This is a genomic window from Agrobacterium sp. SOY23, from assembly GCF_027212525.1.
Lineage (GTDB): Bacteria > Pseudomonadota > Alphaproteobacteria > Rhizobiales > Rhizobiaceae > Agrobacterium > Agrobacterium tumefaciens_I.
This window is the reverse complement of sequence record NZ_JAPWDT010000001.1, coordinates 48,316-71,312: the sequence shown is the minus strand read 5'-3', so window position 1 is coordinate 71,312 and position 22,997 is coordinate 48,316. Positions and strand designations below refer to the sequence as shown.

Here is a 22,997-nt window from a genome sequence, read left to right as displayed (position 1 = left end):
GGCTAACTGGAGGAGAACTGATATGACGCATTCATTGCTCAACCCCACGCGTCGCGCCTTTCTGGCAGGCACGGCCGCGATTGGCGGCAGCGCGGTGCTCGGCATTCGCCCGGCATCGGCGGCGGTGAACTGGAAAAAACACGCCGGCACGACGCTCGAAGTCAACCTCGTCAAAAGCCCGCGCAGCGAAACGCTGATCAAATATCTCGGCGAATTCGAAGAGCTGACCGGCATCAAGGTCAATGCCGAGGCAACGCCTGAACAGCAGCAGCGCCAGAAAGTGGTGATCGAGCTTTCGTCCGGCAAGCCGAGCTTCGACGTCGTGCATCTGAGCTATCACGTGCAGAAGCGCCAGTTTGAAAAGGGCAAGTGGCTCGCCGATATCAGCGGCTTCCTGAAGGACCCGTCGCTCACCGATCCGTCGCTCGTCGAAAAGGACTTCGCCGAAGCCGGCATGCTGTTTGCCAAGGATAGCGACGGCGTGTTGCGTTCGCTGCCCTTCTCGGTGGATTACTGGATCGTCTACTGGAACAAGGAACTCTTCGAAGCCAAGGGCCTGAAATACCCCGAAACCTTCGAGGAGCTGGTGACGGCGGCGGAAAAGATCACCGATCCCTCCACCAACACTTACGGTTTCGTCGCGCGCGGCCTGAAAAATGCCAATACTCCCGTCTGGACCTCGCTGATGCTGGGTTATGGCGCAAAGCCGATCGGCGCGGACGGCAAGGTCAACACCGAATCCAAGGAAGCGGTGGAAGCGGCAGCGCTTTATCAGCGCCTGATGACCAAGGCCGCCCCTCCCGGCGTCTCCGGCTTCAACTGGGCTGAAGCGCAGTCGGCCTTCCTGCAGGGCAAGATCGGCATGTGGTTCGATGGCGTCGGTTTCGCGCCGCCGATCGAGAACCCGGAAAAATCCCGCGTGGTCGGCAAGGTCGGTTACGGCGTCATCCCGAAGGGCCCGGCAACCCAGGCCGCCGGCACGTTTGGCGATGGTCTCGGCGTCGTCGAAGCCAGCAGCAAGAAGGAAGCCGCTTACCTCTTCTGCCAATGGGCGATCTCCCATGAAATGGGTGCGCGTCTGCTGCAGGCCGGCGCCGGCGTCCCGTTCCGCCAGTCGATCCTCGAAGACCAGAAGGTCCGCGAAGGCGTAAAGATGCCGGCCGCCTGGCTGGATGCGGTTGTCGGTTCCGGCAAGGTCTCGCAGCTTGCCCTGCCGGTCATCATTCCGGTGACGGAGTTCCGCGACATTTACGGCGTCGGCCTCACCAACATGATCGGCGGCGCCGATCCGGCAGCAGAACTTAAAAAGGCAACGGAACAATTCGCACCCGTTCTGGCGCGTAGCGAGGGATAATGGCCTCCGTGAGCATCGAAAACACCAAGACAGGCGCAAGCCGCAGAGAAGGGAGCAGGCCAGCACGGCTTGCTCCCAACTACTGGCCTTTCGTCATACCGGCACTTGTCGTCATTTCAGCCGTGATCGTTTTTCCGTGGGTGTTCACCCTCTGGATGAGCGCGCATCGCTGGACGCTCGGGCAGGAGCAGAGCTTCATCGGCTTCGAGAACTATGTAAGGCTCGCAAGCGATTTCAGGTTCTGGGAATCGCTGTGGCACACGCTCGTCTATACCGTGCTGTCGGTCGTCGCTCCGCTGTTTCTCGGAACATTGGCGGCGCTGGTTTTCGATGCGCAGTTTCCGCTGCGCGGTTTTCTGCGCGGCGTCTTCGTCATGCCGATGATGGCGACCCCGGTCGCCATCGCGCTCGTCTGGACCATGATGTTCCACCCGCAGCTTGGCGTCCTGAACTATCTGCTTTCCCTGATCGGCATCGGGCCGCTGGAATGGATCTACAACCAGTCCACCGTCATTCCCTCGCTGGTGCTGGTGGAAACCTGGCAGTGGACGCCGCTCGTCATGCTGATCGTGCTCGGCGGTCTCGCCGCCGTGCCGCGCGAACCCTATGAAAGTGCTGAAATCGACGGCGCCAATGCCTGGCAGAAGTTCCGTTACCTGACCATGCCGATGATTGCGCCGTTCCTGATGATCGCCGTTATCATCCGCTCCATCGATGCCGTCAAAAGCTTCGACATCATCTATGCGATGACCCAGGGCGGACCCGGCACCGCGTCGGAAACCATCAACATCTACCTCTATAATACGGCATTTTCCTATTACGACATCGGTTACGGCTCGGCCATGGCCGTCGTCTTCTTCATCATCATCGTGGCGCTCTCCTTTGTGCTTCTGATGGTGCGCCAGCGCTCGCAATGGAACGAGATGGAGGAACACTGATGTCCGCAAAGATCCTGAAACGCAAAAATCTCGACCGCATCAGCCTGTTCTTCGTGGCGCTGGTGATGATCTCGCCGGTCATCCTGTTCTTCATCTGGATGATCTCGCTGTCGCTGAAATATGAAATCGACAACGGCGCCTATCCGCCGATCCTGATCCCCGAACGGTTCGCCTGGTCGAATTATGTGAAGGTGTTCGAGGAGAATAACTTCTTCCTCTATTTCTGGAATTCGGTCCTCGTCACCGGTGCCGCCACCATTCTGGCGCTGGTGATCGGCGTGCCGGCCGGTTACGGCATCGCCCGGCTGAAGGCGGAAAAATCCGCCGTCGTCATCATGATTGCCCGCATGACGCCGGGCCTCTCCTTCCTCATTCCGCTATTCCTGCTGTTCCAATGGCTGAACCTCTTGGGCACGCTCTGGCCGCAGATCATCATCCATCTTGTGGTCACGGTACCGATCGTCGTCTGGATCATGATCGGTTATTTCGAGACCACGCCGAAGGAACTGGAAGAGGCGGCAAGCATAGACGGCGCATCCTCCTGGCAGGTGTTCCGGCTGGTGGCGCTGCCGATTGCCAAGCCCGGCATCGTCGTCTCCTTCATCCTTGCGGTCATCTTCTCGTGGAACAACTTCGTCTTCGGCATCGTGCTGGCCAGCCGTGAAACGCGCACCCTGCCGGTCGCGGTCTACAACATGCTGTCCTTCGAGCAGGTCAGCTGGGGTCCGCTTGCCGCGGCTGCGCTCATCGTCACGCTGCCGGTGCTACTGCTCACCATGTTCGCACAGAAACAGATCGTGGCGGGCCTGACCGCCGGCGCCGTCAAGGGCGGCTGAACCAACCAATTAGGGCAGTCCATGCCCTTACTCTTTTAACGCAATTCCGGACGCAAAACCGCGACGCACTTTTGCTGGAATTGCTCGTAACGGGAACCTGCACATGGCACCGGTCAATATTCAAAACGTCCAGAAGCGCTTCGGCGCAGTCAACATCATCCACGGCATCGATATCGACATCAAGGATGGCGAATTCGTCGTGCTGGTCGGCCCATCCGGCTGCGGCAAATCCACCCTGCTGCGCATGATTGCGGGGCTTGAGGAGCTGAGCGACGGCGAAATTCACATCGGCTCGCGCGAAGTCAGCAACCTGCCTGCCCGCGACCGCGATATCGCCATGGTCTTTCAGAACTACGCGCTTTATCCGCACATGACGGTGAAGGACAATATGGGCTTCGCGCTGAAGCTGAAGAAGGTGAGCGCCGAGGAAACCAAGGCCAAGGTGGATAGGGCAGCCGCCATTCTGGGGCTGGAAAAGCTGCTGGACCGTTATCCGCGCCAGCTTTCCGGCGGCCAGCGCCAGCGTGTCGCCATGGGCCGCGCACTGGTGCGCGATCCGCAGGTATTCCTGTTCGATGAGCCGCTTTCCAACCTCGATGCCAAACTGCGCGTGCAGATGCGCGGCGAGATCAAGGCCATGCACCAGCGCATCGGCACAACCACCATTTACGTCACCCACGATCAGGTGGAAGCCATGACCATGGCCGACAAGATCGTGGTGCTGCATGACGGCGTCATCGAACAGATCGGCGCGCCGCTCGAGCTTTACGACAATCCCGCCAATCTCTTCGTTGCCGGTTTCATCGGTTCGCCCGCCATGAATTTCATTCGTGGCCGGGTGGAGGAAGGCGTGTTCCGCACCGCCAAGGGCCTCAACCTGCCGCTGCCCGCCCATGCCGATATCGGCAAGCTCGGCGGCCGCGACCTCGTCTACGGCGTGCGGCCGGAACATATCCGCGCTGCCGAGACCGGCATCGAAGGCCGTGTCGAACTGGTCGAAGGCACCGGCTCGGAAATCTATGCCAAGCTCAATTGCAAGGGTGACGACATCGCCTGCCTGTTCCGCGAGCGTCTCAACGTGCGCTTCGGCGATACGATCCACATTGCCATCGATCCGGCAACGGTGCATCTGTTCGACAAGGACAGCGGCAAGCGTCTCTAGAGCATTTCCAGGAAAAGTGGACCCCGGTTTTCCGTCCGGAAACGCGGAAAACAATGAGTTAGAGCGCTTTGGCGAAGCCAGAACGCTCTAAGGGCGACAGGAGTGAACAGCATGGCAGGCAAACAGGGTGGCAAACATGTGCTCTGCGTGGGGGCAGCCGTGCTCGACACCCTGTTTCGCGTGCACGACATGCCAAAGGGCGAAGGCAAGGTCCTGCCCTATGAAATGCTGCAGATCGCCGAGGGCATGGCCTCCAGCGCCGCCTATGCCGTCCATCGCATGGGCGGCCGCGCCAGCCTGTGGGGTGCGGTGGGCGACGACGAGACCGGTGCCCGCATCCTTCGCGATCTCAGCGAAAGCGGCATAGATACGAGCGGCATGACGGTTGCGCCCGGCGCACGCTCGGCCCTGTCGACGATCATCATCGACGACCGGGGCGAACGGCTGATCGTGCCTTTTTACGATCATCGCCTGCATGAGAAAAAACGCTCCTGCACACCGGCGGATATTGCTCCCTTCGATGCGGTTCTGGTGGACGTACGCTGGCCGGAACTGGCGCTTGATGTGCTTGACGTGGCGCGTGCGCTTGGCAAACCCGCCATTCTGGATGGCGATGTTGCGCCGGTGGAAACGCTGGAAAAGCTTGCCCCTGCCGCGACCCATATCGTCTTTTCCGAACCCGCCGCCGCCCGGCTGACCGGGCTTGAAACGGTGAAAAACATGCTGCCGGTGCTGCATGCCCGTTATCCGCAAACCTTCATCGCCGTCACCGCCGGACCGGCGGGCTGCTGGTGGACGGAAGCGGGCGACCCCACGGTGTATTTCCAGACGACCATGCAGGTTAAGGCGGTGGATACGCTGGCAGCGGGCGATATCTTCCACGGCACCTTTGCGCTTGCGATGGCTGAAGGTATGCAAAGCCGCGCGGCCATCCGCCTCTCCTCCGTTGCCGCCGCACTCAAATGTAGCGTCTTCGGCGGCCGCATCGGCGCACCGACGCGCGAAGAGACGGAAGACGCGATGCGGCAATGGCTGGAGCGTGAAGGCGAAGCCGCGTTGCGCGCCTCCTGAGCGCCATTGCCCGCATAAAACTATTCCATTTTTGCGATGCCGTTTCCCGGCGAAGTAGTCTAACGTCAAGTCAGAGCAAAGCTTTTCGCAAGCCGCGCCTGTTCCACCTTGAGCCTTTATTCCGCAAAAGTGATCGCCCGATGCATCAGACGACCCGCCCGAGACTGCGCGATATCGGTTTCCAGCCCGGCCATTTCGAAACCGGCCCGCTCAACGCCATCACCGATGTCGAAGGTGTGACCATCGGCCATTCGACCGTCATCGAGGGCGAGACGATCCGCACCGGCGCAACAGCGATCCTGCCGCATGGCGGCAATCTCTTTCAGGACAAGGTGCCCGCCGCCTTCGCCGTCTATAACGGCTTCGGCAAATTTGCCGGCTCCACCCAGATCGAGGAACTCGGCGAACTCGAGACACCTGTTATCCTCACCAACACGCTGGCAACCGGCCGGGCCATAGAGGCGATCAACCGCCATACGCTGGCTCAGCCGGGCAATGAGAAAGTCGTTTCGATCAACGCCGTCGTCGGCGAAACCAACGATTCCCGCCTGAACAACATCCGCGCCGGCCGCCCGACGGTCGATGAAATCTCGGCCGCGCTGCAAAATGCTGCCACAGGCCCGGTGGCCGAGGGCGGCGTTGGTGCCGGAGCCGGTACGGTCGCTTTCGGCATGAAGGGTGGCATCGGCACAGCCTCCCGCCGCGTCACCATTTCCGGTCAGACCTATACCATCGGCATTCTCGTCCAGTCCAATTACGGCGGCCATCTGCTGGTCTGCGGCAAGCCCTATGTCAACCCTGACCATAAGGACAAGGACGGCTCGATCGTCATCATTGTGGCAACCGACGCGCCGCTTTCGTCCCGCAATCTGAAGCGTCTGGCGGCCAGAAGCTTCGGCGGGCTGGCACGCACGGGCGCAGCACTCAGCAACGGTTCCGGTGATTACGCGCTGGCATTTTCCACCGATGAGCGTCTTCGCCGCACGCCTGCGCGCCGCAAGGCAGTGACGGAATACCCTGGGCTTTCCAACGACGCGATCTCGCCGCTCTTCGAAGCCGCGATAGAGGCGACGGAGGAGGCGATCCTCAATTCACTCTGCGCAGCCAATACGACATCGGGCTTTAATGCCGGCACCGGCAAAGCCTCCAAAGTCGAAGCCATTTCCATCGACACGCTTAAAACCCTTCTTTCAGCCTGATCTTCCAGACGGAGTTTTCATGACCAGCCAATCCGGCCGCATCGTTTACGTCAACGGCGAATTCCTGCCCGAGGCGGACGCCCGCCTTTCCATCTTCGACCGCGGTTTCCTGTTTGGCGACGGCATTTATGAAGTTACCTCCGTTCTGGAAGGCAAGCTGATCGACAGCGACCTGCACATGGCCCGGCTGGAACGCAGTGCCCGCGAAATCGACGTAGCCCTGCCGGTCACGACGAAGGAAATCGTCGAGGCCGAGCGCCGTCTGATCGCCGACAACAATCTCGTCGAGGGCATGATCTATCTGCAGCTGACGCGTGGCGCGGAAGACCGCAACTTCCTGTTCTCGGCCGATCTGAAGCCGACGCTCGTCATGTTCACCCAGGCAAAGAAGCTGATCGGCACCCCCGTCGAAGAAGCAGGCATCGCCGTCAAATCCGTTCCCGACCAGCGCTGGGAACGCCGCGATATCAAGACCGTCTGCCTTTTGCCGCAGGTCATGGCAAAACGCATCGCCAAGGCCGAAGGCTGCGACGAGGCGTGGATGATCGAGGATGGTTTCGTCACCGAAGGCGCGTCCTCGACCGCTTATATCGTCACCGCCGATAAGAAGATCATCACCCGCGGCAACAGCAACAAGACCCTGCCCGGCTGCACCCGCCTCGCCGCCCTGCAACTGGCGAAGGAAGCCGGTTTCACGCTAGAAGAACGCCCCTTCACGCTGGAAGAAGCCCTGAATGCCGACGAGGCCTGCCTCACCAGCGCCTCCAACTTCGTTGTCTCGGTCACCAGGATCGACGGCAAGCCGGTGGGCAACGGCAAGCCCGGCCCGATGGTAAGCCGCCTGCGCGCGCTCTACCTCGAAAACGCCCGCCGCACGGCGATCTAAAACGAAAGTGTTTGTTCGGTAGCATTTCCGGACGGAAAACCGGGGACCACTTTTCCTGGAAATGCTCCTAGTCTTCGAGAACCGCCCATATGCGCTCGACAACGGGCCGGCGGTTCTCCTTTGAACGATAAAGCCTGATATCGACGGCAATATCGAAACTCGGATCGGCGGCGCGCACAAGGGTGCCGCTGTCCAGCTCATGCCGCATCAGGCTTTCCGGCACCCAGGCGACACCCCAGCCGGCCATTGCCATGGCTTTCAGCCCCACCGACATGCTGCCCTCATGCACCCGCTCGAATTGCGGCAGCCGCGCGCTTAAGAGATCGCGCAGCAATGGCCCGAAGAACGACGCCTTTTCATAATCCAGATAGGCAAAGGGTTTTTTCGCATTTTCCACCAGCGCATGCAGCGGTGCGCCATCCTGAGTGGGCGCTGAAACTGGAATGATGTTTTCCGCGCCGAGCACGCGAAACTCGAACAGCTGCGCATCGAGCAGCATCGGCACTTCGTGATGGGCATAGGTCAGAAGAAAATCGCTCTGCCCGTCCACCAGCGAATTGAGATTTTCCTCCATGCTGCCGGAATCGGGCCGCAGAACTGAAAACAGCGGTCCCGCCGTTTCGTTCACCCGTTTCAGCCAGTCCGGGAAAAATGTGAAGGACAGGGTATGCAGGGCCGTTAGCCGAACGGTTCTCGCATCGGCCCCTTCTTCCTGCAGCAGGGTGCGCCGCGCGTGGTAAAGCTGCTTCAGCGTCTCCTGCGCCACCGGCACGAACTTGACGCCCGCCTCGGTCAGTCGCGACGGATAGGAGGCGCGGTCGACCAGCGTCGCGCCCACCCAGGCTTCCAGCTGTTTGATGCGCCGGCTGAAGGCGGATTGCGTCACATGCCGCTCATCCGCCGCCTTCGAAAAATTGAGCGTTCCGGCCAGCGCCAGGAAATCCTCGAGCCATTTGACTTCCAAGGGCCTGTTCTCCCACAAAGATGCCGTCCCGGGCTGCCGGGAACATGGGTCTTTATTAGGAGCAATAGAAGCTGATTGAAACCCACTAGAAAGCTTCGGGCTGTTGAGAAAATAGCCTAAGCCTCGCTTCCGTCATCCTTGGGCTTGTCCCACGGATCTAAGCACGTCAACAAAATCAATTGTTTGCAGATCCTCGGGACAGGCCCGAGGATGACGTCGAGTTTGTGGGGCGCGACTGGGTCGATCTCAGTCGTCAGCGGCCCCTTGAATATTCGATCATCCGCGCCCGGCTGGACACCAGCTCGATCCTGTCGTCACCGAGCGGGTTTAGGCAGACACGCTTTGTCCACGGCCCATCGATGAGCGTGAACAGGAAGCGGCCATTGCCGAGGGCCTTCAAAGGCATGCTGCGGCGCGTCGGGCCAATGCCCATCGTCAGCGACGAACCGTTGATCGAAAATTCGGCCCCCTCATCGGATCGCCAAGTTCCCGAGAGGTCATCTGGCACGGCATGTTCGCCGACCGGCAGGAAGCGTCGGGTGGCATGGCCAGCCTCGCCCACGATCGCTTCGCCATCTAGCCTCAGCCGCATGGGCGAGGATGCCGAACGCGAAGAGACCCAACCGTCGGCATCCTCATAAAGCGTGTCGTCGCCATCGATGAAGGTGGATGTGCTGCCCTTGATCTCCAGCCACCACGGCCCGCTTTCGGTGACATAGAGGCCTTCCGGCAGGCTGGCGGCGGGTTTCGGCAGAGGCAGGCCAGTCAGAGCCGCCATGCCTTCCAGCGCGATCTTGAAACCGTTGGTATCCTCGCGGTTGGACACCACCACGAAACCCGTTCCGTTTTCAGGGTCGAGCAGGAAATAGGTCTTGTAGCCCGGATGCGAACCGCCGTGGCCAACGAAACGCCGGTCACCCAGATGCGACCAGCGAAGACCAAGCCCATATTCGCTCATCCGCCCATCGGCCAGTGGCCGCCCGGCGGAAAGCCTGTCCAGAACACCGGCAAAGCTGCCCTCGCCCCGCATCAACCCCTGCAGCCAGCGGGTCAGCGCCTCGGCACTGCCGGCAAGGCTACCCGAAGCCGAGATATGCAGGCCGGCGGCCGAAAGCTGCCAGTTCTCTTCGGACTTCCAGTAGCCCGGCACCAATCCATCAACCGGATCGTTCCAGACATCCGGCGCCTTCAGAAATACGCCGAAAGGACCGGCAATCTGCGCCTGCACGAAATCATCGAACCGGAACCCCCGGCGCTCCAGCGCCGCTTCCACGAGGCGATAGCCCGTATTGGAATAGGAAACCTCGCTGCCGGCTGCGAAGTTGAGCCGGGTCAGGCGTGTGAGATAATCGAGCAGCGGACCGGCCTTCGTTTCGGTGTAGACGGAAAGACCGAGCAGCGACAGGCATTCGCGCGTATCCGGCAGCCCGCCGCTCATATCCAGCGCCTGCCCGACGGTGACATCGCGAAGCGGCGCCTGCAGCTCCGGCAGATGTTTGCCGAGCGGATCGTCGAGCCCGATCAGATCGGAATGGGCCAGCACCATGGCGCAGAAGGCGTGTTTGGTGACGGAGGCATAACGGACCACGCTTTGTGGCGTGAAGGGTGCGAAGGTCGAGAGACTTTCGACACCGCCGGCATGGGCGAAACGGATGCCATCGAGATCGAAACCGATGACAGCGCCGCCCGGCTCATTGCTCGCCCATTGCGAGACGAAGCTCTGCGAAAGGGTTGAAGCGGCGTTCCAGTCGAATTGCTGTGGCATGGTTCGGTCTCATATCTCTGTTTCGACGCCGCTGGTCTCGACATCGCCGCTTGTTTCTTCTCCCCGCCGGGGAGAAGGTGGCCCGAAGGGTCGGATGAGGGGGTGACATTGCCGGATTTCGGAGAGCTTGCCCCCTCATCCCGCTGCCGCGACCTTCTCCGCCTCGGGGAGAAGAAGCGGGCAGCACCCGCTCGATCTATACGCATCCCCGGTAGGTGCGACCTCAGGCCGGCTCTTCCAGCCTGATGCTCAGGCTGCGCAGCTCTTCCGTATGCGGATGTTTCGTGCGGCCCTCGCGCAGATCGCCCGCACTCAGCTGCTCCACCATCTCCCCGTTCAGCATCACTCCCACCTGCGGGCAAAGATGCGCGATGACCGCCAGATTGTGGCTCACAAGGATATAGGTGAGGTTACGGGCCGCACGAAGATCCTGCAAAAGGTTCAGGATTTCCGCCTGCACCGAAACATCGAGCGCCGAAGTCGGCTCATCGAGCAGCAGCACCTGCGGATCGGCAATCAGCGCGCGCGCGATTGCCACGCGCTGGCGCTGGCCGCCGGAAAGCTGGTGCGGAAAACGGAACCGTACCGCCTGCGGCAGCGCCACGTCCGACAGCGCCTGCTGGATGCGTTTTTCAATATTGTCCATGCCGTGCACCAGCGGCAATTCGCTGAGAATACGGTCGATGGTCTGGCGCGGATGCAGCGAGCCATAGGGGTCCTGAAACACCATCTGCACCTGCCGGAAGAATTCCGGCGTCCGCCTCAGCGGCGCATCCTTGCCGGCAAAGGCGATGCGGCCTTCCCAGCTTTCATTGAGGCCCGCCATGACGCGCAGGATGGTGGACTTGCCCGAGCCGCTTTCGCCGACGATGCCGAAGCTGCCGCCCTTTTCCACCGAAAAGGACACGCCCTTCACGACTTCGCGGTCGCCGAACTTGATACGGAGATTATCGACGTCGATCATTGGCCGGACCACGCTGCATCACGGTTGAGAACGGGAAGACGCTCGCGCGGATGCGTCAGCGAGGGAATGCAGTTCAGAAGTCCCTTTGTATAGGGATGTTCGGCTTTCAGGAGTTCGGAAGCCTTCAGCTCCTCCATCACCCGGCCGGAATACATCACGGCGACGCGGTCGCAGAAATGCGAAACCAGCGGCAGGTCGTGGCTGATGAGGATGAGCCCCATGCCGCGTTCCGACACCAGCTCCTCGATCAGCCGCAGGATTTCCGCCTGCACAGTGGCATCGAGTGCACTTGTCGGCTCGTCGGCGATCAGCAACTCCGGATCGGGCGCGAGCATCATGGCGATCATCACACGCTGGCCCATGCCACCGGAAACCTCATGCGCATAGGACGAGGCGACCTGACGCGGATTGCGGATCTTCACCTGATCCAGCAGGCCGATCGCCGCTTCCATGGCGGCCCGCTTGCTGCCGCCCTTGTGGGCACGCCAGGCTTCCGCGATCTGCGCACCCATGGTCTTCACCGGGTTCAGCGAATATTTCGGGTCCTGCAGAATGAAACCCGCCCGCTTGCCGCGAATCTGGCGCATCTGCCTTTCGCTGGCGGACAGCACGTCGATGCCGTCGAAGGCGAGCTTGTCGGCGCGGATATCCGCATTGGACGGCAGAAGCTTCATCAGCGCCCGCGCCGTTAGACTCTTGCCCGAACCGGATTCGCCGACAATACCGAGCTTTTCGGTGCCGAGCTTCATGGAGACACCACGCACCGCCTCGAAACGGCTGGTGCGGGTCTGGAAAGCGATCTTCAGATTTTCGATTTCGACCAGCATGGCTCAATGTCCCTTCGGGTCGAGAACGTCGCGCAGGCCATCGCCAAGGAAGTTGAAGGCGAGCGAAACGAGGAAGATGGCGATGCCGGGAATGGTGGCGACCCACCATTGTTCGAAGATGAAGCGCTTGGCCGTCGCAATCATCGCACCCCATTCCGGCGAAGGCGGCTGCGCACCCATGCCGAGGAAGCCGAGGCTGGCGGCGGTGATGATGATCGAGCTCATGTCGAGCGTGATGCGCACGATAAGGCTCGGCACGCAGAGCGGCGCGATATGCCGGGCAATGATGCGCCAGGCGGAAGCGCCGGTCAGCCGGTAGGCCGCAACGAAGTCGCTGCCGCGCACCGTCATGGTCTCGGCGCGGGCCAGACGCGCATAGGGCGGCCATGCGGTGAGCGCGATGGCGAGAATGGCGCTTTCAACGCCGGGCTTCAGCGCCGCGACGAAGGCGAGCGCGAGGATGAGGCGCGGGAAGGCCAGGAACACATCCGTCACCCGCATCAGCACCGTATCGACAATGCCGCCGAAATAACCGGCGATGCAGCCGATGGCGAGGCCGATGGGTGCCACGAGAACGACGACGGCAATGACCATGCCGAGCGTGACGCGGCCGCCATAGAGAATGCGCGAGAGAATATCGCGGCCCAGCTCATCGGTGCCGAACCAGTGCTCGGCGCTCGGAAACGCCAGACGGTTGCCGAGATTCTGCGTCGCCGGATCGTAAGGGGCAAGCAGCGGCGCCAGCAGCGACAGCGCGATGAAGAGGACGATGATCGTCAGACCGACCACCGCCAGCGGATTGGACTTGAGGTTGAGCCAGATGCGGTACCGGTTCCCCCAGGCAGCCTGTGTGCGGGAATGCGGCGTCTCATCCAGCGCCCAGTTTCTGAAATTAGCTAACATCATCGAACGCGAGGATCCATAACTCTGTAAAGCACGTCTGCGAGCAGGTTGAGGGCGACATAGATGAAGCCGATCAACAGGGTTGCTCCGACGACCGGGTTCATGTCCGCGTTCATGAGCGAGACGGTGAGATATTGGCCAAGGCCCGGCCAGCTGAAGACGGTTTCCGTCACCACCGCACCTTCGAGAAGGCCGGCATAGGTGAGCGCGAGAACCGTGACGAGCTGCACGGCGACCGTGGGGAAGGCATGACCCCAGATAACGGTCATCGCCGAAAGCCCCTTGGCGCGGGCGGTGATGACATATTCACCCTTCAGCGCATCGATCATGAAGGCGCGCGTCATGCGGGTGATATAGGCCATGCTGAAATAGGCGAGGATGCAGACGGGCTGCACCATATGGGCGATGGCGTCGTAAAAGGCGTCCCAGTCACCGGCAAGCAGCGTATCGACCGTCATCAGGCCGGTAACCTGCGTGATCATGCCATCATAGATGATATCCTGACGGCCCGGCCCCGGTGCGACGCCAAGCGTGGCGTAAAAGACGAGCAGCGAAATCAGCGCCAGCATGAAGACGGGCACAGAGTGACCGGCAAGGCAGACGACGCGGATCACCTGGTCCGTCAGCTTGCCCTGCTTCACGGCCGCCCAGACACCGAGCGGAATGCCAATCAGCGCAGCGAGGATAAGCGCTGCGGTAGCAAGTTCGAACGTGGCGGGGAAAACGCGCTTGATATCGATCCAGACCGGATTGCGGGTCAGGATCGAATTGCCGAAATCGCCATGCAGGACCTGCGTGACATAGTGGAAGAACTGCACGACCAGCGGCTGGTCGAGGCCCATTTCGGCCCGCACACGCACGATGACGTCTTCGGGCGCATTGTCGCCGACCGCCGCAATGACGGGATCGACGGGCATGACGCGCCCGATCATGAAGGTGATGACCATCAAACCGAACAGCGTCAGGATGACGCTGCCCAGTATCGACGATATGCTTTTAACGCGCTTGTTCAATGTCACGCTTTCTTCGCATCGTGGTAGGAATTGCCCTCGGAGAGAACGCCGAGTTCGAAGCCGGATACGCCCTTGCGGAAGGCAGCCGTCTTCGTCGTCTGGAACATGAAGACGAACGGGCTGTTCTGCATGTGCTCGCGCTGCAGGGCTTCATAAAGCTCGATACGCTTTGCCGGATCACGCTCGTCGCGAGCGGCTTCCGCCTTGGCGGCGAAATCGTCGTTCTTGAAACGCGAACGCCACAGGAAGGGCTTGGACTTCACGTCGTCGCCATTGTCCTTGTTGATGTTGAAAACATCGGCGTTGGAATGCGGATCGAAATAATCCGTGCCCCATGCGGAAAGCGCCATCTGATGTTCGCGGGCGCGCATCTTGGTCAGGACCTGACGGTTTTCCGCCGACTGCAGGCGCACCTTGATGCCGATATCGGCAAGGTTCGCCTGAATGGCCTGCGCCAGATCCGGATAAGGCTGTGCCGAATAGTGGTCCATGCTGATTTCGAAACCATCGGCGAGACCGGCTTCGGCCATCAGCGCCTTGGCCTTCTCGACATCGCGCTGGAACGGAATGTCGTTAACGGCACCAGGGAAGCCCTTCGGCTCGAAGCTCTGGTGCACTTCATGCGTCAGCGGCACGATGTTTTCCTGCATGCCCTTGTAGTCCAGCGCCCACTTGATGGCCTGCCAGACCTGCGGCTTGGCGAGGTTCTCATTGCCCTGGTTGAGCGAGATCAGCACCAGCGAAGCGATGGACTTGCGCTCCAGCTCGATATTGGCATCGTCCTTGACGGTGCGCAGCTGCTCGGACGTCAGGTCGCGGGCAATGTCGATATCGCCCTTCTGCAGCATCAGAAGCTGGGAAGACGGATCGGTGACGTGGCGCAGCACGATACGCTTGATATTGCCCTTGTAGGGGCCGTTCGGGTTGACCGCGAGCGCAACGCTTTCGCTTGGCTTCCAGGCCTGCAGCACGAAATCGCCGGAGCCGGCGCTGTTCTTCTGCAGCCAGCCATTGCCGAGGTCTTCGCCAGATGCATTGGCAAGAACCGCCTTCTTTTCAACGATCGCGCCGATATTGGCCGAGAGGCAATAGAGCAGGAAGGAGATGGCGGTTGGCTTTGCCGTCGTCAGCTTCACCGTCTTGTCGTCGGCGGCAACGATGGTCGTCTCGGCATTCTCAGGTGTGAAGCCGAACTGGCTGATGATGAAGGCCGGGCTCTTGTTCATCTTGATGGCGCGCTGCAGCGAGAAGACAACGTCTTCTGCGGTCACTTTCGCGCCGCTCGCGAAGGTCGCTTCATCACCGATCACGAAGGTGAAGACCTTGCTGTCCGCATCGGCTTCCCAGGACTTGGCGATGACGGGATCGACCTTGGTGGAATCTTCGCGGTTGGCGCGCACCAGCTTCTGGTACATGTTGGAGATGATTTCACCGCCGACGGCCTCGAAACCTTCATGCGGGTCAAGGCTCGTCATATTGTCCAGCTGCTGGGCAACGACCAGAATATCCTTGGGCGTTGCGGCAAAGGCCGGAATGCGCGCATAGGACAGGAACGGAACGGCAGCGCCGGCAATCAGCAGGTTGCGTCTTGAAATCATCGAAAATCCCCTTTCGGACCTTATTTTTCGGAAAATGGTGGGCTTGCCCCAATCCAGTCGTTTTTTTTATGTTTTCCCGCGATTACCACGAGCAAACGAGGCCCGACCAATTCCAAATTTGGCAGAGCCTATGCATGGATTGCATTTGCTCCTGCCTTGACCTTTCCTCTACCAATTCCCAAAAGTCTGATGGACGCGCGTTCGCGCCCTCCCCCTATCCGAAGGTGAATGACCATGACCGATCAAAAAACCGTACCCGTCTTCGACGGCCACAACGACGTGCTTCTGCGGTTATGGCGATCGGGCAATGCCTCTCCCGAAACGCTTCTGATCGAAGGTGATACGGTTGGCCATATCGACCTGCCGCGCGCGAAAAAAGGCGGCCTCGCCGGCGGTCTCTGCGCCATCTACGTGCCCTCGCCAAGCATGGAAAAGGACACCAACGGTGATTTCTCGACACCGTCTGAGGCAGACGCGCTGAAGGCGACGCTTGGCATGGCGGCCCTGTTGTTCCGCGCCGAGAAACAATCCAATGGTGCGCTGAAAGTCTGCCGCACGGCCGCCGATATCCGCAGCGCCATGGCCGAAGGCGCCTTCGCCTCGGTCTTTCATATCGAGGGCGCGGAAGCGATCGGTGACGACCTGGACGGGCTGCACGTTCTGCATGCGGCGGGTCTGCGCACGCTCGGACCGGTCTGGAGCCGCCCGAACATCTTCGCTTACGGCGTTCCCTTCCGTTTCCCCTCGACGCCGGATATCGGCCCGGGCCTGACGGATACCGGCAAGCGGCTGGTCAAAACCTGCAACGAGCTGAAGATCATGGTCGATCTCTCGCACATGAACGAACAGGGCTTCTGGGATATCGCCAAGATTTCCGACGCGCCGCTGGTGGCCTCGCACTCCAACGCCTACGCGCTGTGCAATCACAGCCGTAACCTGACCGACCGCCAGCTGGACGCCATCCGCGATACGGGCGGCCTTGCCGGCATCAATTTCGGCGTTCTGTTCCTGCGTCAGGACGGCGTGAAGAACCCGGATACCGATCTTGGCGAACTGGTCCGCCATGTGGATTATATCGTCAACCGCATCGGCATCGACCACGTCGCGCTCGGTTCGGATTTCGACGGCACCACCATTCCCGCCGCCATAAAGGATGCGGGCGATCTGCAATTGCTGGTCGAGGCCCTGCGCAAGGGCGGTTATGACGATGAGGCGCTCAACAAGATCTGCCACGGCAACTGGATCCGCGTGCTGGAAAAAACCTGGGGCGCATAAGGCAAAAGGTGAATTTCATCTCCGGCGCCATGCGCCGGAGACATGGAAGCGGCGGGCCCTTAAGCCTTTGCCGCTTTTTTCTTGCCGGTCGCCCGGAAAGCCAGAAGCCCGGCGACGAGGCCGACCATCGCCCATTTCATCGGCAGCACGTCCGCCGTCTCGCTGCGGATCGGCAGCACGGTCACCGTGCCCGGACGGGACTCATAACCCATCTGCCCCTTTGCCTTGGCCTCGGCGATCTGTTGCGGAGAAACCACCCATTCGGCACCGCGCATCTTATCCATCGTCATATATCCGCCACCGGCAGCGAGGGCGACAACGAGCGAAACAACTATTCTTGTGGGCATGTTCATTGGCATCTCCTTCAATCGAAAGGAGCGTGTAGTTGCATCAAATGCCGTCACCAGGCAACCGCCACGTTCAATTTTGTCGTATTTTTACCGGACTTGGAAATCTCACATTTCCCGGTTGCATTTTCGCCGTTACACTTGGCAAAATCGATCGACGCCGGAGACAAACTTCACATCGACACGTCACGCAATTCTGCTAAGCAAATTTCCTCAACCGAAACGAATTAGCGACACAATCCTGTGGTTCGCCAACCAACGGGACCGGCGCTGGAAAAAGTAAATGGCAGACAAGAGCGAAATTATAGAGACCGATATTAGCGAATCCCCGGTTGAAAGCTTTTTTGCCAGAAACCGGCCCTATCTGACGGCCATCGCCATAACGCTCATCTTCGTGATGATGACGTTTGCGATTTACCGCCTCACATCGGAAGTACGATATGACGATGTGATCGCCGCCCTTCTTGGCACATCGTTTTCCTCCATTCTGCTCGCCATCGTGTTTACGGCGTTGAGCTTCCTGTCCCTCATCTTTTACGATGCGAATGCCATCGAATATGTCGGCAAGAAAGTCCGGTTCCCGTCGATGGCGGCCACGGCCTTTGCGGCCTATGCCATCGGCAACACGGCAGGTTTCGGTCCGCTGAGCGGTGGCGCCATCCGCTTCCGCGCCTATTCCCGGCTCGGCCTCTCGCCGGGTGATATCGCCCGCGTCATCGCCTTCGTCACCCTGTCGTTCGGCCTCGGGCTTCTCTCCGTCAGCGCGCTTTCGACCTTCATCGTTGCACCCCGCATCGCCGCCATCGTCGGCTTCGACCCGCTGGTGCTGAGGGGTGCGGCCCTTGCCGTCATCGCCATTCTTGTGATCACGGCCTATATCGGCCGCGACGGCAAGGCGATCCGCATCGGCAAATGGCGGCTGCGCCTCCCCGACAGCCGCACGTCGTCGCGGCAGTTCCTCGTATCGGCGTTCGACATCGCTGCATCTGCCTCCGTTCTCTACGTGCTGTTGCCGGAAACGCATCTCGGCTGGCCAACCTTCTTCGCGATCTATGCCACCGCCGTGGGCCTCGGCGTTCTCAGCCATGTCCCTGCGGGTCTCGGCGTCTTCGAAACCGTCATGGTGGCGGGCCTCGGCAATGCGATCAGCGTCGATGAGTTGCTCGGAAGCCTCGTGCTCTACCGCGTCATCTATCACGTTCTGCCTCTGGTCGTCGCCATCCTGGTCATGATCCTGTCCGAGATGAAGCAGTTCGCGGCCAAGCCCGTGGTTTCGGATATCAGCCAGCTTGCCGTGCGGCTGGCGCCGCCGCTGCTCTCCACCTTCGCGATCATTCTCGGCACCATGCTGATTTTTTCGAGCGTGACGCCGACGCCGGACAGCAACCTCGATTTCCTCTCGAATTTCGTGCCCTTGCCGATCATCGAAGCGGCGCATTTTCTGACGAGCATTCTCGGCCTCGGCCTCGTCGTCGCCTCACGCGGCCTCGGGCAGAGACTGGACGGCGCCTGGTGGATCGCCCTCATCGCGGCCTCCCTCGCCCTCATCCTCTCCATCCTCAAGGCCATCGCGGTCTTCGAGGCGGTATTCCTTGGCATCTTCATTGCGGCACTCGCCCTCAATGTGCGCAGCTTCAACCGGCACGCCTCACTGGTCAAACAGGCACTGGGACCAAGCTGGCTCGCGGCAATGGCCGTCATCATCGCCGGCGCGGCAACGATCCTCCTGTTCGTCTATCGTGATACCGATTACAGTCATACATTGTGGTGGGAATTCGAGTTCTCCGAAGAAGCCCCCCGCGGGCTGCGCGCCCTCCTTGGCCTGGTGCTCGCTTCCTCGACCATCGCAATTTTCAGCCTGATGCGGCCGGTTATCTTCAAGCCGGATTCCATCCAGCCCGAGGACGTGGAACGCGCCACTGGCATCGTCACGCAACAGGATGCGGCCGACGCCAATCTGGTGCGCATGGGCGACAAACACGTCATGTTCTCCGAAAGCGGCAATGCTTTCATCATGTATGGCATTCAGGGCCGCTCCTGGATCGCCTTTGCCGATCCGGTCGGCGACGAGGAGGATTTTCCGGACCTCGTCTGGCAATTCGTGGAAGCCGCCCGTGCGGCCGGCGCACGCGCCGCCTTCTACCAGATTTCGCCTTTCCTTCTCTCCCATTGCGCCGATGCAGGGCTGCGCGCCTTCAAGCTCGGCGAACTGGCGCTGGTCGATCTTACCGCGTTCGAACTGAAGGGCGGCAAGCTCGCGACCCTTCGCCAGTCGCTGAGCCGCGGTGCGCGCGACGGCCTGACGTTCGAGGTTGTCGAAAAGGTGCAGGTGCCCGATATTCTGGATGAGCTGCAACAGGTCTCCGACGGCTGGCTCGCACACCACAATACGCGTGAAAAACGCTTCTCGCTCGGTGCTTTCGAACCGGATTACATTCTGTCGCAACCCGTCGCCGTGCTGCGCAAGGATGGAAAAATCACCGCCTTCGCCAATCTGATGGTAACGGAGACGAAAAAGGAAGCCACCGTCGACCTCATGCGCTTTTCGCCGGATGCGCCGCGCGGCGCGATGGATTTCCTCTTCGTCAGCATCATGCAATATCTGCGCGAGGCGGGCTATGAGAGCTTCAACCTCGGCATGGCGCCCATGTCCGGCATGTCGAAGCGCGATACGGCCCCCGTCTGGGATCGTATCGGCAGCACGCTGTTCGAACACGGCGAACGTTTCTACAACTTCAAGGGCCTTCGCGCCTTCAAGGCGAAGTTCCACCCGAAATGGGAACCGCGTTACCTTGCCGTGCAGAACGGTGCAGACGCCGCTCTGGCGTTGATGGACGCGACGGTTCTGATCAGCGGCGGTGTCAGAGGAGTAATCGGAAAATGAGAAAATCCAGCATGCTGAAGGCAATCCTTGCCGCTTCCGCCCTGTTTACCGCCCCGTTATTTTCCTCCGGCGCCGCCTTTGGGCAGGACAAGCCCGCCTATGAGACCGGCATGATCCCGGCCGAGCACATCATGGTGCCCGACGGCGATATTCTCGCCAGCGTTTTCCTGATTTCCGACGCGGACGGCTGGACCGCCGCCGATGAGGAACGTGCAAAGACGCTGGTGGGAAAAGGCGCCGCCGTGGTCGGCATCGACTTCAAGGAATATTTGAAGGCACTCGAAGCCGACGAGGACGAGTGCATCTACATGATTTCGGACATCGAGTCGCTGTCGCAGCAGATCCAGCGCACCGCCGGCACCAGCAGCTATCGCCAGCCCATCCTCACCGGCATCGGCAAGGGCGGAACGCTCGCACTGGCCATGATCGCGCAAAGCCCGGTTTCCACCGTGCGGGAAGCCATCGCCGTCGACCCCAAGGCCGGCCTTCCGCTTGAGAAGATCCTCTGCACGCCCGCCACCAAGGACAAGGTGGATGGCGAGACGGTCTATGGCCTCACCGACGGCCCGCTGCCGGCGCCGGTCAGCGTGCTGTTCACGCCCGCTGCCGACCAGAAGGGCCGCGACCACGTCAACGCGCTCGTCAAGCTGCATCCCGATATCGACGTGACGGATGTGGATGACAAGGCGGACGAGGTTCTCACCCAGACCCTGTCCGACCAGGTCGATGCCGCCGGCGATACAGACAACCCGCTCGGCCTGCCGATCAAGGTTCTCGAAACAAGCCCGGTGATGGACACCATGGCGGTGATCTATTCCGGCGACGGTGGCTGGCGCGATCTCGATGAGGAAGTGGGCGGCGCGCTGCAGAAGCAGGGCATACCCGTGATCGGTGTCGATGCACTGCGTTATTTCTGGAAGGAAAAACAGCCGCAGGACGTCGCAAACGACCTTGCGCGCATCATCGACACGTATCGCAAGGAATGGAAGGTTCGAAACGTCGTGCTGATCGGTTATTCCTTCGGGGCCGATATCATTCCCGCAACCTTCAACCGGCTGCCGGAACGTGCGAAATCGCATGTCGTGCAGCTCACCCTCATGGGATTGTCGACGGAAGTGGATTTCGAGATTTCCGTTCAGGGCTGGCTTGGCGTGGCGGGTGAAGGCAAGGGCGGCAAGACCGTCGACGACATCGCCAAGATCGACCCGAAGCTGGTGCAGTGCATTTATGGCACGGAGGAAGAGGATGAAGACCCCTGCCCCGGCCTGAAGGCAAAGGGCGTGGAAACGCTCGGCATCGAGGGCGGCCACCATTTCGACGAGGATTACGAGGCGCTTGCCAACAAGATCGTGGCGTCCTTGAAAACCCGGCTGCAGAAATAAGCTTTCAGTCCTGGTGGCTTCGGAAACAGTCCGAAGCCACGCGAATATTCCGCTAGATTTTATCCACCTGAACCAATATTCGCGGTTTGCGGGCGAACGATGCCGCCCGCAAACCGTCTTTGATGCTTCTCCCCATCGCGGCCGTGCTTGCGGAATCGGTTAAACTATTATTCAAAAGAAGCTGGCCTGCGGCGAATGTTCATCGCGTTTCCGCAACCGTGCTGTTGTCGATAGCCAACCATGGATTTTATATTTCCGGACCGGTTCAGGGAGCCGCCGCATGCCCGCCTTAAAACGAAAAACAAAAACACCGGTCCTCGTGGAGCGCATCGATCAATTCGTTGGCGAGGTCAGGGAGGCGATGAAGAGCGACGACGCCTCGCGAAACAGAAAAATCCGTGACCTGTGGGATGCCGAGGTCCGCTACCATTTCGACAATGGCCGCACGGAAAAGACGCTCGAACTTTACATCATGAAATATCGCTATGCACTGAAGGCCGAGTTCGGCCCGAAGAGCACCCCGCTTGCCATCTGCAACATGAAGAAGCTGCGCGAACGGCTGAAAACCTATATCGAACGGGCCGACTACCCCAAAACCGGCGTCGCAATATCGATTATCGAAAAAATCGAGCGGGCGGAATTCAACACCGCCGGCCGCAAGCCGACCGTTCTTCTGCGCATCGCGGATTTCATTTTGGCGATGAACGGCATCGGGACGAAGGACGAGATGCAGACCCTGTGGAACGCTGAAATCAGCACCATGAAAGGCAGGGCCCAGACGACGATCATTTCCTACATTACGAAATATCGCAACGCTATCCGCGAAGCCTTCGGCGACGAACACCCGATGCTGAAGATCGCCACCGGCGATGCCGCAATGTATGACGATGCACGCCGGGTGAAGATGGAAAAGATCGCGAAAAAGCACGGCGCGCTGATCACATTCGAGAATTACCGGCAGGTTCTGAAAATCTGCGAGGATTGTCTCAGGTCCAGCGATCCGCTGATGATTGGCATCGGCCTGATCGGCATGACGGGACGCCGACCCTACGAAGTCTTCACCCAGGCCGAATTTACGCCTGCCCCCTATGGCAAGGGCGTTTCCAAATGGAGCCTTCTATTCAATGGCCAGGCCAAGACAAAACAGGGCGAGGGTACGAAATTCGGGATTACCTATGAAATCCCGGTCCTGACCCGCTCCGAAACGATCCTGTCCGCCTATGGGCGCCTGCGCGAAAGCGGCCAGGGAAAATTGTGGCATGGCATGTCGATCGACGATTTTTCCTCGGAAACCCGCCTGCTGCTCAGGGACACGGTTTTCAGCCTGTTCGAGGATCTCTGGCCGAAGGAAGAACTTCCCAAGCCCTATGGCCTCAGACATCTCTATGCCGAGGTGGCCTATCACAATTTCGCGCCGCCACATGTGACCAAGAACAGCTATTTCGCCGCCATTCTCGGCCATAACAATAACGACCTCGAAACCTCGCTGTCTTACATGACCTATACGCTGCCCGAAGATCGCGACGACGCGCTGGCGCGGGCCAAACGCACGAATGAAAGGGCATTGCAGCAAATGGCGGCAATCGCACCGGTTTCCCGCAAAGCCTAGAGCATCTCAGCAAAAAAGCC

The 22,997-nt window shown here is 60.3% G+C and carries 19 protein-coding genes; 11 read left to right on the top strand and 8 right to left on the bottom strand.

Annotated elements, in window-relative coordinates:
* Positions 1-22 precede the first annotated feature (22 nt).
* The 7 genes from O3S81_RS00335 (at position 23) to O3S81_RS00305 (ending at position 7,446) form a co-directional block, all read left to right on the top strand.
* Complete coding sequence (locus tag O3S81_RS00335; RefSeq protein WP_269340193.1) at positions 23-1,354, top strand: ABC transporter substrate-binding protein; 1,332 nt, start codon at positions 23-25, stop codon at positions 1,352-1,354.
* Positions 1,354-2,292 (top strand): carbohydrate ABC transporter permease, encoded by a 939-nt coding sequence (locus O3S81_RS00330; RefSeq protein ID WP_269340192.1) that lies wholly within the window; start codon positions 1,354-1,356, stop codon positions 2,290-2,292. The genes O3S81_RS00335 and O3S81_RS00330 overlap by 1 nt, the downstream gene beginning before the upstream one ends.
* A 14-nt stretch (positions 2,293-2,306) precedes the next feature.
* A complete protein-coding gene (locus O3S81_RS00325) occupies positions 2,307-3,128 on the top strand; it encodes a carbohydrate ABC transporter permease (RefSeq protein WP_269341368.1) in 822 nt (273 codons plus the stop codon).
* Between the two features lie 103 nt (positions 3,129-3,231).
* A complete protein-coding gene (locus O3S81_RS00320; RefSeq protein WP_269340190.1) occupies positions 3,232-4,290 on the top strand; it encodes an ABC transporter ATP-binding protein in 1,059 nt (352 codons plus the stop codon).
* Between the two features lie 111 nt (positions 4,291-4,401).
* Positions 4,402-5,361, top strand: coding sequence for a sugar kinase (locus tag O3S81_RS00315; protein ID WP_269340188.1), 960 nt, complete (start codon positions 4,402-4,404; stop codon positions 5,359-5,361).
* Between the two features lie 140 nt (positions 5,362-5,501).
* On the top strand, positions 5,502-6,560 hold the full coding sequence (locus tag O3S81_RS00310) for a P1 family peptidase (protein ID WP_269340187.1): 1,059 nt from the start codon (positions 5,502-5,504) through the stop codon (positions 6,558-6,560).
* A gap of 19 nt (positions 6,561-6,579) precedes the next feature.
* Positions 6,580-7,446, top strand: coding sequence for a D-amino-acid transaminase (locus tag O3S81_RS00305; protein WP_269340186.1), 867 nt, complete (start codon positions 6,580-6,582; stop codon positions 7,444-7,446).
* Between the two features lie 67 nt (positions 7,447-7,513).
* Here O3S81_RS00305 and O3S81_RS00300 read toward each other — a convergent pair whose 3' ends face one another.
* The 7 genes from O3S81_RS00300 to O3S81_RS00270 all read right to left on the bottom strand — a co-directional run bounded on the left by O3S81_RS00300 (position 7,514) and on the right by O3S81_RS00270 (position 15,480).
* Entirely contained in the window at positions 7,514-8,410 is an 897-nt protein-coding gene (locus tag O3S81_RS00300; protein WP_269340184.1) for a LysR substrate-binding domain-containing protein, read from the bottom strand.
* A gap of 253 nt (positions 8,411-8,663) precedes the next feature.
* On the bottom strand, positions 8,664-10,175 hold the full coding sequence (locus O3S81_RS00295; protein ID WP_269340182.1) for a serine hydrolase domain-containing protein: 1,512 nt from the start codon (positions 10,173-10,175) through the stop codon (positions 8,664-8,666).
* A 223-nt stretch (positions 10,176-10,398) separates the two neighbouring features.
* Positions 10,399-11,139 (bottom strand): ABC transporter ATP-binding protein, encoded by a 741-nt coding sequence (locus tag O3S81_RS00290; RefSeq protein WP_269340181.1) that lies wholly within the window; start codon positions 11,137-11,139, stop codon positions 10,399-10,401.
* Complete coding sequence (locus O3S81_RS00285) at positions 11,136-11,966, bottom strand: ABC transporter ATP-binding protein (RefSeq protein ID WP_269340180.1); 831 nt, start codon at positions 11,964-11,966, stop codon at positions 11,136-11,138. Before O3S81_RS00285 ends, O3S81_RS00290 begins: the two co-directional genes overlap by 4 nt.
* Positions 11,967-11,969: 3 nt before the next feature.
* The gene (gene nikC, locus O3S81_RS00280) at positions 11,970-12,872 is read right to left on the bottom strand and encodes a nickel transporter permease (protein ID WP_004443520.1); all 903 of its coding nucleotides are present in this window, start codon (positions 12,870-12,872) and stop codon (positions 11,970-11,972) included.
* Positions 12,869-13,882: an ABC transporter permease gene (locus O3S81_RS00275; protein WP_269341367.1), complete on the bottom strand. Its 1,014-nt coding sequence runs from the start codon at positions 13,880-13,882 to the stop codon at positions 12,869-12,871. The genes nikC and O3S81_RS00275 overlap by 4 nt, the downstream gene beginning before the upstream one ends.
* 2 nt (positions 13,883-13,884) lie before the next feature.
* Positions 13,885-15,480 (bottom strand): ABC transporter substrate-binding protein, encoded by a 1,596-nt coding sequence (locus tag O3S81_RS00270; RefSeq protein ID WP_269340175.1) that lies wholly within the window; start codon positions 15,478-15,480, stop codon positions 13,885-13,887.
* A gap of 234 nt (positions 15,481-15,714) precedes the next feature.
* On the opposite strand from O3S81_RS00270, the gene O3S81_RS00265 reads away from it, so the two are divergent.
* Positions 15,715-16,755, top strand: a complete 1,041-nt coding sequence (locus O3S81_RS00265) for a dipeptidase (protein WP_269340174.1) — start codon at positions 15,715-15,717, stop codon at positions 16,753-16,755.
* Positions 16,756-16,814: 59 nt separating this feature from the next.
* Here O3S81_RS00265 and O3S81_RS00260 read toward each other — a convergent pair whose 3' ends face one another.
* The gene (locus O3S81_RS00260; RefSeq protein ID WP_269340173.1) at positions 16,815-17,108 is read right to left on the bottom strand and encodes a hypothetical protein; all 294 of its coding nucleotides are present in this window, start codon (positions 17,106-17,108) and stop codon (positions 16,815-16,817) included.
* A 277-nt stretch (positions 17,109-17,385) separates the two neighbouring features.
* Between O3S81_RS00260 and mprF the strand changes: the two genes are divergently transcribed.
* From mprF to O3S81_RS00245, 3 genes are all read left to right on the top strand, one after another.
* Positions 17,386-19,986, top strand: coding sequence for a bifunctional lysylphosphatidylglycerol flippase/synthetase MprF (gene mprF / locus O3S81_RS00255; protein WP_269340172.1), 2,601 nt, complete (start codon positions 17,386-17,388; stop codon positions 19,984-19,986).
* Positions 19,983-21,368, top strand: a complete 1,386-nt coding sequence (locus O3S81_RS00250) for a virulence factor (RefSeq protein ID WP_269340170.1) — start codon at positions 19,983-19,985, stop codon at positions 21,366-21,368. Before mprF ends, O3S81_RS00250 begins: the two co-directional genes overlap by 4 nt.
* Positions 21,369-21,648: 280 nt before the next feature.
* A complete protein-coding gene (locus O3S81_RS00245) occupies positions 21,649-22,977 on the top strand; it encodes a telomere resolvase (protein ID WP_269340169.1) in 1,329 nt (442 codons plus the stop codon).
* Positions 22,978-22,997: the final 20 nt, after the last annotated feature.